The following is a 13,099-nucleotide window of genomic DNA, read 5'->3' on the forward strand; positions in this document are numbered from 1 at the left end:
CTTACTCCTCTGGATCGTTGAAACCTAACAGCCAGGTAAACAGGAACCCGGCGATCACCGCTACTAAATAGCCTAACAGATAGAACATCACTTTTCCGGTCACGATGGTTAATGCCAGCGGTAAACCGGAAAGCCCAAAGGTGATAACGGTGGCGACCTTCCAGTAGCTGATCAATGCCCCACCTACCGCACCGCCCAGACACGCCGCGAGGAACGGTTTACCCAGCGGCAGCGTAACGCCGAAAATCAGCGGCTCGCCAATGCCGAGCAGTCCAACCGGGAGTGCGCCTTTAATCACTTTCTTCAGTCGCGCGTTGCGGGTTTTCATCAGTACGGCAATCGCCGCGCCGACCTGCCCCACGCCCGCCATCGACAGGATAGGCAGCAGCGCGTTATAGCCGTGCGACTGCACCAGCTCAACGTGGATCGGCACCAGCCCCTGGTGCAGGCCCGTCAGCACCAGGGGCAGGAAGGTACCCGACAGCACCGCGCCCACTAACAGGCCGCCGCGATCAATCGCCAGCGACGCACCGTGGGCGATGGCTTCAGAGATCCACCCGCCTAACGGCTGGAGGGCGACAATCGCTACGCTACCGGTAATCAGCGTAGTCAGCAGCGGGTTGAGGATAAGCTCAATAGAGCCGGGCAGAACCGCGCGCAGCCTTTTCTCGATCCAGCACATCAGGATGACCACCAGCAGCACGGCGATCACCCCACCGCGGCCCGGCTGGAGCGCCTCACCAAACAGCGTGATCTGCGCCAGCTGCGGGCTGGACAAGATGCCCGCCATCACGCCGCCCATGGCCAGCGATCCGCCAAACACCTTCGCGGTATTGACCCCAACCAGAATGTTCATGATGGCGAAAACAGCGCTGCCGAAGATCCCCAGAATCCCCAGCAGGTTCGGATACTGCGTGGCGAAATCCCCCACAATATCCGGCCGCTTGAGAATATTGATGATCCCGGTGATTAGGCCTGAGGCAATAAACGCCGGGATCAGCGGAATGAAGACGTTTGCCAGCTGACGCAGCGCATCGCTCATCGGGGCTTTGTATTTGGCTTTCGCCTGCGCTTTGGTGCGCTCCGCATCGTCAATCGACACGCTCGCGCTAACGCCCATCAGCGCCCGCATGGCATCGACAACCTGCGCCGCTTTCCCCGGCCCGACGATCAGCTGATGCTGCTGCCCCTGCTTCACGTAGCCGCTGACGCCGGACAGTTGCTTCAGGCGCGGCACGTCAAGCTGGTCGTCGTTATGCACCTCGACGCGCACGCGCGTCATGCAGTTTTCGAGACGCTGAATATTTTGTTCCCCACCGATCCCCTGCAGTATATCGCTGGCGAGCGCTGCTGTTTTGTCCATACACGCCTCTGTTAGTTTTCTAATGCCGCCCGTAAGAAGCCGTTATGCGCATCGAGTTTGGCTCTGGCGCTTGCCGCATCCAGCCCGCTTAAGATCATCAGAATGGCCGGTTTAACATCGTGATCGGTCTGCTTGAGTACCGCTTCTGCCTCTTCACGTCCTGCGCCCGTCGCCTCCATCACCATGCGGCAGGCTCTGTCCACCAGCTTGACGTTGGTGGCCTGCATATCCACCATCAGGTTCTGATACACCTTCCCAAACTTCACCATCGCGCCGGTGGAGATCATATTGAGCACCAGCTTTTGCGCGGTCCCGGATTTCAGGCGCGTGGAGCCGGTGAGCGCTTCCGGCCCAACCACCGGAGAGATAGCGATAGCGGCCACCTGTGCAATCGGTGATCCTGGGTTACAGGAGATGGCGACCGTCGTGCAACCGGTCTGGTTAGCGTATTCCAGCCCGCCAATGACGTACGGCGTGCGCCCGGATGCTGCCAGCCCAACCACCAGATCCTGCGCGGTCAGGTTCAGCGCTTTGAGATCATCTTCACCGAGCTGTTTGTTATCTTCCGCCCCTTCAACGGCTTTCAGCAGCGCACCGGGTCCACCGGCAATCAGCCCAACCACCAGACCATGCGGCACCCCAAAGGTTGGCGGGCATTCTGACGCATCCAGGACCCCAAGACGCCCGCTGGTGCCCGCGCCCATGTAAATAATGCGTCCACCGGCCTTGAGGGATTTCGCCGCCGCATCGACCGCTTTCGCCACCTCGGGTAATGTCTCTTTCACAGCCTGCGCGACCAGCGTATCCTGTTGATTAAAGCGGTGAACCAGCTCCAGGGTGGAGAGCGCATCCAGATCCATGGTTTGCGGGTTACGCGTTTCAGAAACAAGTGAGCCAAGATTCATTTTTGTACCTCAAGAATTTTTAATTCATAATAATCACACTATAATGGAATATAAAATTCATTCAGGCGAGCAAAATCCGTATTTGCGCAGATAATCACATTTTCGCCAGGAGACCGTATGAACTGTTTAATTCGCATTCGCCAGCGCTACGCAGGCTTTGCCCAAAGCGACAAGAAGCTGGCGGATTTTCTGCTTTCTCAACCCGATCGCGCACGCCATCTCAGCTCGCAGCAGCTGGCGAGTGAGGCCGGCGTGAGCCAGTCCAGCGTAGTGAAATTTGCGCAGAAGATTGGCTTTAAGGGATTCCCTGCCCTCAAGCTGGCAATCAGTGAAGCGCTGGTCAGTAACCCTAACCCGCAGTCCATGCCGGTGCATAATCAGATTCGCGGCGATGACCCGATGCGGCTGGTCGGCGAAAAGCTGATCAAAGAAAACGTGGCTGCCATGCATGCGACGCTGGATGTGAATACGGAAGAGAAGCTGCTGGAGAGCGTGGCGATGCTACGTGGCGCGCGGCGGATCATTCTGACCGGCATCGGCGCGTCCGGGCTTGTGGCGCGTAACTTTGGCTGGAAGCTGACAAAAATTGGGCTTAACGCCATCGTCGAGCAGGATATGCACGCCCTGCTGGCGACCGTACAGGCGATGGATCCTGACGATCTGCTGCTGGCGATCTCCTATTCCGGCGAGCGCCGCGAGATCAACATGGCCACCGATGAAGCGCTGCGCGTCGGCGGTAAAATTCTGGCGATCACCGGTTTTACGCCGAATGCCCTGCAGCAGCGGGCCACGCGCTGTTTATATACCATTGCCGAGGAGCAGGCCACGCGCAGCGCGGCTATCTCGTCCACCAGCGCACAAATGATGCTGACGGACCTGCTGTTTATGGCGCTGGTGCAGCAGGATCTGGAGCGTGCGCCCGAACGCATTCGTCACAGCGAAGAACTGGTAAAGAAACTGGTTTGACGCGTATAATGCCCGCCCAGTTTGTGTTGTTTCTGAGAATTTCCTGATGGCGCTGTTAATTACCAAAAAATGCATTAATTGCGATATGTGCGAGCCCGAATGCCCAAACCAGGCGATTTCGATGGGCGACAGCATTTATGAGATTAACAGCGACCGCTGCACGGAGTGCATCGGCCACTATGAAACGCCGACCTGTCAAAAAGTGTGCCCGATCCCGAATACCATCCTGAAGGATCCGGCACACGTCGAGAGCGAAGAACAGCTGTGGGATAAGTTTGTCCTGATGCACCACGCGGACAAGCTTTAACTTTCGATGATCACCGTCGCGCTGGCATAGTGGCGTTCATCGGCGATCGTCACGTGCATGTGATTCACCCCCAGCTTTTCTGCCAGCTTTTGCGCCTCACCCCATAAGCGCAGGCTTGGCTTACCCAGCTCATCGTTAAACACTTCAAACTGGTTGAACGCCAGACCGTTACGAATGCCGGTTCCGAAGGCTTTAGCGGCCGCCTCTTTTACCGCAAAGCGCTTTGCCAGAAAGCGCACCGGCTGCTGATGCGCTTCCCAGATGGCCCATTCGTTATCGCTCAGCACGCGTCTCGCCAGGCGATCGCCGCTGCGGGCGATCACCGCTTCTATGCGGGCTATTTCAACGATATCGGTGCCTAAGCCCAGAATGGCCATTACTGACGCGCTTCCTGCATCAGGCGTTTCATTTCTGAAACCGCCTCTTTCAGGCCGCTCATCACCGCGCGGCCAATGATGGCGTGGCCGATGTTCAGCTCGTGCATTTCAGGCAAGGCGGCAATGGCCTTCACGTTGTGGTAGGTCAGGCCGTGACCGGCGTTAACCTTCAGCCCCAGGCTCGCCGCGTAGGTGGCCGCTTTAGCAATACGCTCCAGCTCTTTGGCCTGCTCGGCATCATTTTTGGCATCGGCATAGCAGCCGGTGTGGATTTCGATATACGGCGCGCCCACGTCGGCTGCCGCTTTAATCTGGGTGAAATCGGCGTCAATAAACAGAGAAACCAGGATACCGGCATCCGCCAGGCGCTTGCAGGCATCGCGCATTTTGTCGAGCTGACCGGCCACATCCAGCCCGCCTTCGGTGGTGACTTCCTGGCGTTTTTCCGGCACCAGGCAGCAGAAATGCGGTTGGGTCTCGCAGGCGATGTTTAGCATCTCTTCGGTGACCGCCATCTCCAGATTCATACGGGTGTCCAGCGTCTGACGCAGAATGCGCACGTCGCGGTCAGTAATGTGGCGACGGTCTTCACGCAGGTGAACGGTAATGCCGTCGGCGCCAGCCTGTTCAGCGATGAACGCCGCCTGAACCGGATCGGGATACGCCGTGCCGCGCGCATTACGCAGCGTGGCGATGTGATCGATATTGACGCCTAACAGTAATTCAGCCATGACAATCCTCGGTTTTCTTTTCGATTCTGTGGTCTAACGTTTCGGTACAAACTGCCTGAATAATTCGCGGCTCTTTAAGGGCTTGCCGCCAAGATACGGCTTGAGGGCAATCCGGGTAAAGCGTTTTGCTGCGCGCAAGGTATCCTGATCGGGAAATTCGCGCTCATACAGCGCCCGGAGCTGGCGCCCGGTAAAGGTGCTGTTGTCTATCACGATACTGGCAATGAAGCCCTTTTCTTCGCGGTAGCGGTAGGTCATGGTGTCTTCCACTTCGTCACCGCTGCCCGCACAGTGCAAAAAATCGACCCCGTACCCAAGATGGCCCAGCAGCGCCAGTTCAAAACGACGCAAGGCGGGTTCGGGCGTGCCGGTTGCGCCAGCCAGCGACTGGATACAGTGCAGATAATCGAAGAAAAGTTCAGAGAAGCGAGTCTCATGCTCAAGAACCCGTGAGATGAGTTCGTTGATATACAGGCCGCTGTAGAGCGTGATACCAGAAAGAGGAAGCGCCAGGGAGACGGCTTCGGCGCTGCGCAGGGTTTTGACTTCCCCTCGCCCGCCAAAGCGAACCAGCAGCGGCGTGAAAGGCTGTAGGGCACCTTTCAGATTAGAACGTTTGGAACGTGCGCCTTTCGCAACCAGGCGCACGCGACCCGACTCTTCCGTGAAGACGTCCAGCATCAGGCTGGTTTCGCTCCAGGGGCGACTATGCAGGACGAAAGCGCGCTGCCATCCATCCATATGCTCGTCGTCTTAAGTTACTGGTCTTCGCCGTAACCGAGGCTGCGCAGAGCACGCTCATCATCGGCCCAGCCAGATTTCACTTTCACCCACAGTTCGAGGTGAACCGGCGCTTCAAACATCTCCTGCATGTCCTTACGGGCTTCAATGCCGATGGTTTTGATTTTGGCCCCTTTGTTGCCGATCACCATCTTCTTCTGCCCTTCGCGCTCAACAAGGATCAGGCCGTTGATGTCGTAGCCACCGCGCTCGTTGGTCTGGAAACGCTCGATCTCCACCGTCACAGAGTACGGCAGTTCAGCGCCCAGGAAACGCATCAGCTTTTCACGGATGATTTCAGACGCCATAAAGCGCTGAGAGCGATCGGTGATGTAGTCTTCCGGGAAGTGATGAATCGCTTCCGGCAGATGCTTACGCACGATGCCCGCGATGGTGTCCACGTTCAGCCCCGTCTCCGCAGACAGCGGGACGATATCAAGGAAGTTCATCTGGCTACCGAGCCACTGCAGATGCGGCAGCAGGTCGGCCTTTTCCTGCACGTTATCAACTTTGTTGACCGCGAGGATGACCGGCGTTTTGCCGTCACGCAGCTTGTTCAGCACCATTTCGTCGTCCGGCGTCCAGCGGGTGCCTTCCACAACGAAAATCACCAGCTCTACATCGCCAATCGAACTGCTCGCCGCCTTGTTCATCAGGCGGTTAATGGCGCGCTTCTCTTCCATGTGCAGGCCCGGGGTATCGACGTAGATCGCCTGATACGCGCCTTCAGTATGGATGCCGACGATACGGTGACGCGTGGTCTGCGCCTTACGCGAGGTGATAGAAATCTTCTGCCCAAGCAGATTATTCAGCAGGGTGGATTTGCCGACGTTCGGGCGCCCGACGATGGCAATAAATCCGCAATAGGTCTTTTCTTCGCTCATTCCAGCTCCAGCATTTTTAACGCCTGTTCGGCGGCAGCCTGTTCAGCCTTACGACGGCTTGAACCTGTGCCCACCACCGGTTCACTCAGGCCACTGACCTGGCAATGGATGGTAAATTCCTGATCGTGCGCTTCGCCACGAACCTGCACCACCAGATAAGATGGCAGCGGCAGATGACGACCCTGCAAATATTCCTGCAGACGCGTTTTCGGATCTTTTTGTTTATCGCCCGGGCTGATTTCGTCCAGACGGGTCTGATACCAGTTCAGGATCAGCTTTTCGACGGTCTGGATATCGCTGTCCAGGAACACACCACCAATTAATGCTTCGACCGTATCGGCAAGAATAGATTCACGACGGAAGCCGCCGCTTTTCAGTTCACCCGGTCCAAGACGCAGACATTCGCCCAGTTCAAATTCGCGCGCGATTTCCGCAAGGGTATTACCCCGAACCAGCGTGGCACGCATGCGGCTCATATCACCTTCATCCACACGCGGGAAACGATGATAAAGCGCATTCGCAATCACGAAACTTAAAATAGAGTCGCCTAAAAACTCGAGACGCTCATTATGTTTGCTGCTGGCACTGCGGTGGGTTAATGCCTGTTGCAACAACTCCTGATGATGAAAAGTGTAGCCCAGCTTCCGTTGAAGCCGATTAATTACGATGGGGTTCATGCGATACCAATAAATGAATGCGTCAAAAATGCAGCACACGAAACCGACCTGAGAAAACCAACGCGGTTTCGTGTGCCGTGGCACCCTTGCAGGGCCAACCTTAAACTTCGGGGGAATATTCTATACACAACGACAGGGGATGTCGTTAGTTCGAAGAGATTTATCGGTGAAATAATTCGTGTAGCCGCTTTAATTAGCGGCTACACGTTCATTTAGTGAGAATTAATGGATTCCGCCGATACGACTCAGGCGAACACCGGTCGGCCATTCGCCTTCCTGTTTCTCAAAACTCATCCAGATGGCGGTGGCTTTACCGACCAGATTCGCTTCCGGCACAAAGCCCCAGTAACGACTGTCCGCAGAGTTATCGCGGTTGTCACCCATCATGAAGTAATGTCCTGGCGGTACAATCCAGCTCGCCAGCTGCTGGCCCGGCTGACGATAGTACATACCCAGCTGATCCTGTGCGATTGGCACGGTGAGGATCCGGTGCGTCACATCGCCCAGCGTCTCTTTGCGCTCAACCAGACGGATGCCGTCCTCTTTGGTTTCACCTTTCGGTACCTGGAAGAATCCGCTGGTCGCTTCGCCGCCGTTACGACGGGCGAAGGTCTGCACAAAATCACTTGGCTCAACGTTTGAGTAGGTGATTGGCAGCGCGTTTTCACATGCGGTACCGGAGCTGCAGCCCGGCTGAACGGTGACTTCTTTCGCAACCGGATCGTAAGTCACTTTATCACCCGGCAGACCTACTGCGCGCTTGATGTAGTCCAGGCGAGGATCTTCCGGATATTTGAACACCACGATGTCGCCACGTTTCGGATGACCGGTTTCGATCAGCGTTTTCTGGTAGATCGGGTCTTTAATGCCGTAGGCAAACTTCTCTACCAGAATAAAATCACCAATCAGCAGCGTTGGCATCATTGAACCTGATGGGATCTGGAACGGCTCGTAAATAAACGAACGTACCACCAGCACAATCGCCAGCACCGGAAATACCGAGGCACCCGTTTCCAGCCAGCCCGGTTTCGGGCCGACTTTCTTCAGGGTTTTCGCGTCAATCCCATCGCCAGTGGCTGCCTGACGTTCACGACGTTTTGGGGCGAAGATAAACTTATCCAGACACCACAGCAGACCTGTCACCAGGGTAGCAATGACCAGGATCAGGGCAAACATGTTCGCCATGCCAACTCCTTAGGGTTATTTGCCGTCTTTACCAACATGAAGGATGGCAAGGAATGCTTCCTGCGGCAGCTCGACGTTACCGACCTGCTTCATACGCTTCTTACCTTCTTTCTGCTTCTGCAGCAGCTTTTTCTTACGGCTGACGTCGCCGCCATAGCACTTCGCCAGAACGTTTTTACGCAGCTGTTTCACGGTGGAACGCGCGATAATGTGGTTGCCAATGGCCGCCTGAATCGCGATATCGAACTGCTGACGCGGGATCAGATCTTTCATCTTCTCAACCAGCTCGCGGCCACGGTACGGCGCATTGTCGTTGTGGGTGATCAGCGCCAGCGCATCCACACGCTCGCCGTTGATCAGCACGTCCACACGCACCATGTTGGAGGCCTGGAAGCGTTTGAAGTTGTAATCCAGCGACGCATAGCCACGGGAGGTGGACTTCAGACGATCGAAGAAGTCGAGTACCACTTCCGCCATCGGGATCTCATAGGTCAGCGCCACCTGGTTACCGTGGTAAACCATGTTGGTCTGCACGCCACGCTTCTCAATACACAGCGTAATAACGTTACCCAGGAATTCCTGCGGCAGCAGCATGTGACACTCTGCAATAGGCTCACGCAGTTCCTGAATGTTGTTCAGCGGCGGCAGCTTGGACGGGCTATCGACGTAGATCACTTCTTTCGAGGTGGTTTCAACTTCATAGACTACGGTCGGTGCCGTGGTGATCAGGTCCAGATCGTATTCACGCTCCAGACGCTCCTGAATGATCTCCATGTGCAGCAGACCGAGGAAGCCACAGCGGAAGCCAAAGCCCAGCGCCGTTGAGCTTTCTGGCTCGTAGAACAAGGACGCATCGTTCAGGCTCAGTTTACCGAGCGCGTCACGGAAGTTTTCGTAGTCGTCAGAACTGACCGGGAACAGACCCGCGTAGACCTGCGGTTTTACTTTTTTAAAGCCTGGCAGCGCTTTATCTGCCGGGTTACGCGCACCGGTCAGGGTATCGCCCACCGGCGCACCGAGGATGTCTTTGATGGCGCATACCAGCCAGCCTACCTCGCCGCATGTCAGCTCGGTACGGTCAACCTGTTTTGGCGTGAAGATGCCCAGACGGTCGGCGTTGTAGACCTGTCCGGTGCTCATCACCTTGATTTTGTCGCCTTTGCGCATGGTGCCGTTTTTAATACGCACCAGGGAGACAACGCCCAGATAGTTATCGAACCAGGAGTCGATAATCAACGCCTGCAGCGGCGCATCCGGATCGCCTTCCGGGGCCGGAATGTCACGCACCAGGCGTTCCAGCACGTCGGTCACGCCCACACCGGTTTTCGCGGAGCAGCGCACGGCATCGGTCGCATCAATGCCGACAATATCTTCAATCTCTTCCGCAACGCGCTCAGGATCGGCGGCTGGCAGGTCGATCTTGTTCAAAACCGGCACAACTTCGAGATCCATTTCCATCGCGGTGTAGCAGTTTGCCAGGGTCTGGGCTTCTACGCCCTGCCCGGCATCCACCACCAGCAGCGCGCCTTCACAGGCCGCGAGCGAACGTGAAACCTCATAGGAGAAGTCAACGTGGCCTGGGGTGTCGATAAAGTTCAGTTGATAGGTTTCACCATCAGCCGCTTTATAATCAAGCGTAACGCTCTGCGCTTTGATGGTGATACCGCGTTCGCGTTCCAGGTCCATGGAGTCCAGAACCTGGGCTTCCATTTCACGATCAGACAGGCCACCGCAAATCTGGATAATACGGTCAGACAGCGTCGACTTACCGTGGTCAATGTGAGCAATGATCGAAAAGTTACGTATGTTCTTCATATAGTTAAATAATTATGCCTTACGAATTCCTGGAGGCCGCTGTTCTTAGCCTGACGTTTTTCAGTGCGAAAACGCAGCATTCTACACTACATCCTCGCTACCTGGAAATGCACTTAGAGGCAGCTATAGCGTGAAGAAAGGACGTTTTCTGTTTTGGAACGTAAAAAATGATAAAGCCCGATGGATCACCGGGCCTCAGAAGAGAGCGTTTCAACACGAAGCTGGTCTGGCGCCAGCCCAACGCTGAGAATGACAGGCTGCCACTCCTCGCGTGCGGCGAGCGTCGGGGAGAGGCCTTTGGCGAGCCAGAATCCCCCCAGACCACCTAATGCGGCACCGCACATGGCGGCTCCGTCGGTGCCAAACAGCATCTGGAAAACGCCGCCCATGATAAACAGCCCGATCAGCGGAGAGAGATAGACCAGCATGGCGGAGCTGAGCAGACTGCCTTCCGCGATGCCCAGCTCTACCTTTTGCCCCGCCATCAGCGGCTGTTCACTTGGCACAGAAATCGTGTGCGATGTTTGCGGCCCGAGCTTATTCAGCATGCGGCTACCGCAGCCGGCCCGGGATGCACAGCTATTACATGAGGCTTTTACATCGCAGCTCACCAGCGCAATGCCGTTCTGCCACGAGACAACCGTCGCCCACTCTTTGATCATTGTGCGGCCCTGAATTTAATGCTGTCGGAAATGCGCTTCGCCGTTTGCGGAGGGAGTTCTCCCACAATGGTGATCTCCGCGTTATCGCGTACCGTTGTACTCACCGTACGGCGCCCGGTACGCAGCATTTGTTCGGCGCTGTTTGCCGTTGCGCGATTGATATTCACCGAGAAACTGAACAAACCATCGGAATAGAGGCGCGATTCCACTGGCGTTTCAATCGTTGGCAGCTGACGGCGGCTGCTGGACACTTCGCTAAACCCTTGCGGGATCCAGGCAGGTACCCAGTTGAAATTAACGGAGTCTCCTGCCGGAACAGAAAGCAGCGGCGGCAGGCTGGCCTTAGCCAGGTTCTGCATGCTGTTACCAACCTGATTGTTCACGCTGAAGGAGATCACCCGGAACTGTTCCAGCGTTTCACCGTCGCGGTCGAGGAGGTCAACACGCATGGGGAGTTTGGTTTCCGCGTCGATCCAGACAATATAGCTGTAACGCGTTCCGTCCCGGGCAACAACCCGAATCACCTCGCACAGTCTGTCCGCGATACGGGTACGCCCTACCGAAATAAAATCGTAGTAAGGGGCAAGCCGTTTGAAATCGGTGTAAATGAGTGACGGCAGAGAATCAACGATATAATCGCCATTCAGCGTGAAAGGTTCCAGGCCTGGCTCGAAATAGCTGATTTCATTACCACGCTGGACAACTTCCCGACGCGGGCCATCCATCTGTAAAAGCTGGGCGAGCGGCTGGTTATCAAGACGGGCATGACGATAGCGTAACGACTCGACGCCCTGCTTATTGATGCTGATAAATGCCAACTCGTAATTGAGTGACTGGCTGGCCAGATTCATTTGCTGCAACAACGCCCCGGATGATACATCAGCCGAGGCGTTGGCAGAGAAGAACAGGCTACCCGCCATCAGAGACATGGCGAACCAAAGTTGCTTCATTACTGCGATTGCGTTCCTAAAGTTTGGTTTCCGGGCACCTGCACAGCAGCTTGCTGTGTCTGGGCCTGCTCAAACTGAAGCTGTTCAGAGTGCAGGCGACGCTGCAACTCGTAATCCTGCAACATCGCATTAATGCGACGGCGCTGCTCCTGAACCTGCTGCTGCTGACCGCCGCTGGCGGAAGCATCAGCCGGTACGCCCAGGCTTACCGGGCTGGCTTTGCCCATCATCGGCAGTGTGTTAAACACTGGCGCTTCTGGCTGCTGATTAGTTTCAGACTGAGTATTATAGTGCTGGACGCCAACGATAACTGCAAGCGATACGCATGCAGCCACACCCATTTGGGTAAGCTGGCTGGCCCACGGACGCACCTTTTGCCAGAACGGCATTTTCTGCCACTGGTGAGGTGCGGGTTGAGCTTCAGGAATCAGCGGAGTGGTCTGATGAACAGGCTCATTCTCAATCGCCGCCATGACGCGGGCTGAGATATCGAAATGGAGAACCTCGCCGGTGTCACCGCGAAGGGTGTCACGGATGAGATGGTAACTCTCCCAGGTCTCTTGCATTTCGGGAGAATGAGACAGCTCGTTGAGCAGCTCACTATCAACCGTTTCACCATCCATTAAAGCGGAAAGTTTTTCTTTCTGCATGCCTAATACCTTTTCCAGTATCCCGCTATCGTCAACGCCTGATAAGCGGTTGAACTTTATTATCAATAGCTTCTCGCGCACGGAAAATTCGTGAACGTACCGTGCCGACCGGACAATCCATGATAGCGGCTATCTCTTCATAGCTCAGACCATCAAGCTCCCGTAACGTAATTGCCATGCGTAAATCTTCCGGGAGCGACTCGATCGTGCGAAAAACGATTTGTCTCAGTTCTTCTGACAACATTAAGTTCTCAGGGTTCGAAATTTCTTTCAATGCGCCGCCACTTTCGAAGTTTTCGGCGTCGATTGCGTCCACATCACTAGAAGGCGGACGACGGCCCTGAGCGACCAGATAATTCTTTGCCGTATTGACCGCAATACGGTACAGCCAGGTATAAAAAGCACTATCTCCCCGGAAAGAATCCAGCGCGCGATAGGCCTTAATAAAAGACTCTTGCACCACATCAGGCACATCGCCTGACGGTACATAGCGGGAAACCAGGCTCGCCACCTTATGCTGGTAGCGCACCACCAGTAAGTTAAAGGCTTTCTGATCTCCCTTCTGGACCCGTTCAACCAGGACCTGGTCCGTTAACTGCTCGCTCATCCGAGGTAATGTCTCCCCAAACCTAAATTCCACGCGTTATCGAAACGCCACTCTAAAAATACCGCACTTTGAGCAAGCACCGAATTAGAGTGTCTGATCTTCAATAAGTTCCGTAACGCCTTTGTTTTTGTTCATCGCGCCGCAGACTGTTCATTTTCTCTCATTATAAGTCTGTTCACGATACGCACCACTTTCTGACAAGAAACATCTTTTTCCCGCCAGAAGAGTAACGCAACACAG

General features: G+C 55.5%; 16 protein-coding genes. 2 read left to right on the plus strand and 14 right to left on the minus strand.

Annotated features, from left to right (window positions below; genetic code table 11):
- Position 1 precedes the first annotated feature (1 nt).
- Both AC0TN7_RS10915 and murQ read right to left on the minus strand, forming a co-directional pair.
- Positions 2 to 1,363: a PTS transporter subunit EIIC gene (locus tag AC0TN7_RS10915; protein WP_473702153.1), complete on the minus strand. Its 1,362-nt coding sequence runs from the start codon at positions 1,361 to 1,363 to the stop codon at positions 2 to 4.
- Between the two features lie 11 nt (positions 1,364 to 1,374).
- Positions 1,375 to 2,268, minus strand: coding sequence for an N-acetylmuramic acid 6-phosphate etherase (gene murQ / locus AC0TN7_RS10920; protein WP_157189601.1), 894 nt, complete (start codon positions 2,266 to 2,268; stop codon positions 1,375 to 1,377).
- 117 nt (positions 2,269 to 2,385) lie between these two features.
- Here murQ and AC0TN7_RS10925 point away from each other — a divergent pair, with 117 nt between their 5' ends.
- Both AC0TN7_RS10925 and AC0TN7_RS10930 read left to right on the plus strand, forming a co-directional pair.
- Entirely contained in the window at positions 2,386 to 3,234 is an 849-nt protein-coding gene (locus tag AC0TN7_RS10925) for a MurR/RpiR family transcriptional regulator (protein WP_023333056.1), read from the plus strand.
- Between the two features lie 46 nt (positions 3,235 to 3,280).
- Positions 3,281 to 3,541: a YfhL family 4Fe-4S dicluster ferredoxin gene (locus AC0TN7_RS10930; protein ID WP_008502177.1), complete on the plus strand. Its 261-nt coding sequence runs from the start codon at positions 3,281 to 3,283 to the stop codon at positions 3,539 to 3,541.
- Here AC0TN7_RS10930 and acpS read toward each other — a convergent pair.
- From acpS to rseD, 12 genes are all read right to left on the minus strand, one after another.
- Positions 3,538 to 3,918, minus strand: coding sequence for a holo-ACP synthase (gene acpS / locus AC0TN7_RS10935; RefSeq protein ID WP_023294331.1), 381 nt, complete (start codon positions 3,916 to 3,918; stop codon positions 3,538 to 3,540). The genes AC0TN7_RS10930 and acpS overlap by 4 nt on opposite strands.
- Positions 3,918 to 4,649, minus strand: a complete 732-nt coding sequence (gene pdxJ / locus AC0TN7_RS10940) for a pyridoxine 5'-phosphate synthase (protein ID WP_148769302.1) — start codon at positions 4,647 to 4,649, stop codon at positions 3,918 to 3,920. The genes acpS and pdxJ overlap by 1 nt, the downstream gene beginning before the upstream one ends.
- A gap of 33 nt (positions 4,650 to 4,682) precedes the next feature.
- A complete protein-coding gene (gene recO, locus AC0TN7_RS10945) occupies positions 4,683 to 5,390 on the minus strand; it encodes a DNA repair protein RecO (protein WP_048991368.1) in 708 nt (235 codons plus the stop codon).
- Positions 5,391 to 5,407: 17 nt separating this feature from the next.
- Positions 5,408 to 6,313, minus strand: a complete 906-nt coding sequence (gene era / locus AC0TN7_RS10950; RefSeq protein ID WP_024908621.1) for a GTPase Era — start codon at positions 6,311 to 6,313, stop codon at positions 5,408 to 5,410.
- On the minus strand, positions 6,310 to 6,990 hold the full coding sequence (rnc, locus tag AC0TN7_RS10955) for a ribonuclease III (protein ID WP_003860711.1): 681 nt from the start codon (positions 6,988 to 6,990) through the stop codon (positions 6,310 to 6,312). The genes era and rnc overlap by 4 nt, the downstream gene beginning before the upstream one ends.
- A gap of 222 nt (positions 6,991 to 7,212) precedes the next feature.
- Complete coding sequence (gene lepB, locus AC0TN7_RS10960; protein ID WP_473702154.1) at positions 7,213 to 8,175, minus strand: signal peptidase I; 963 nt, start codon at positions 8,173 to 8,175, stop codon at positions 7,213 to 7,215.
- A 15-nt stretch (positions 8,176 to 8,190) separates the two neighbouring features.
- Entirely contained in the window at positions 8,191 to 9,990 is a 1,800-nt protein-coding gene (lepA, locus tag AC0TN7_RS10965) for a translation elongation factor 4 (protein ID WP_024908619.1), read from the minus strand.
- A 185-nt stretch (positions 9,991 to 10,175) separates the two neighbouring features.
- Entirely contained in the window at positions 10,176 to 10,652 is a 477-nt protein-coding gene (rseC, locus tag AC0TN7_RS10970) for a SoxR-reducing system protein RseC (protein ID WP_473702155.1), read from the minus strand.
- Entirely contained in the window at positions 10,649 to 11,602 is a 954-nt protein-coding gene (rseB, locus tag AC0TN7_RS10975) for a sigma-E factor regulatory protein RseB (protein ID WP_023308851.1), read from the minus strand. The genes rseC and rseB overlap by 4 nt, the downstream gene beginning before the upstream one ends.
- Positions 11,602 to 12,252 (minus strand): anti-sigma-E factor RseA, encoded by a 651-nt coding sequence (rseA, locus tag AC0TN7_RS10980; RefSeq protein ID WP_008502186.1) that lies wholly within the window; start codon positions 12,250 to 12,252, stop codon positions 11,602 to 11,604. Before rseA ends, rseB begins: the two co-directional genes overlap by 1 nt.
- A gap of 31 nt (positions 12,253 to 12,283) precedes the next feature.
- Positions 12,284 to 12,859, minus strand: a complete 576-nt coding sequence (rpoE, locus tag AC0TN7_RS10985; RefSeq protein WP_006176728.1) for an RNA polymerase sigma factor RpoE — start codon at positions 12,857 to 12,859, stop codon at positions 12,284 to 12,286.
- Complete coding sequence (rseD, locus tag AC0TN7_RS10990) at positions 12,856 to 12,939, minus strand: rpoE leader peptide RseD (RefSeq protein ID WP_223605340.1); 84 nt, start codon at positions 12,937 to 12,939, stop codon at positions 12,856 to 12,858. The genes rpoE and rseD overlap by 4 nt, the downstream gene beginning before the upstream one ends.
- Positions 12,940 to 13,099 lie beyond the last annotated feature (160 nt).

Source organism: Enterobacter sp. PL_is511 (assembly GCF_055816065.1).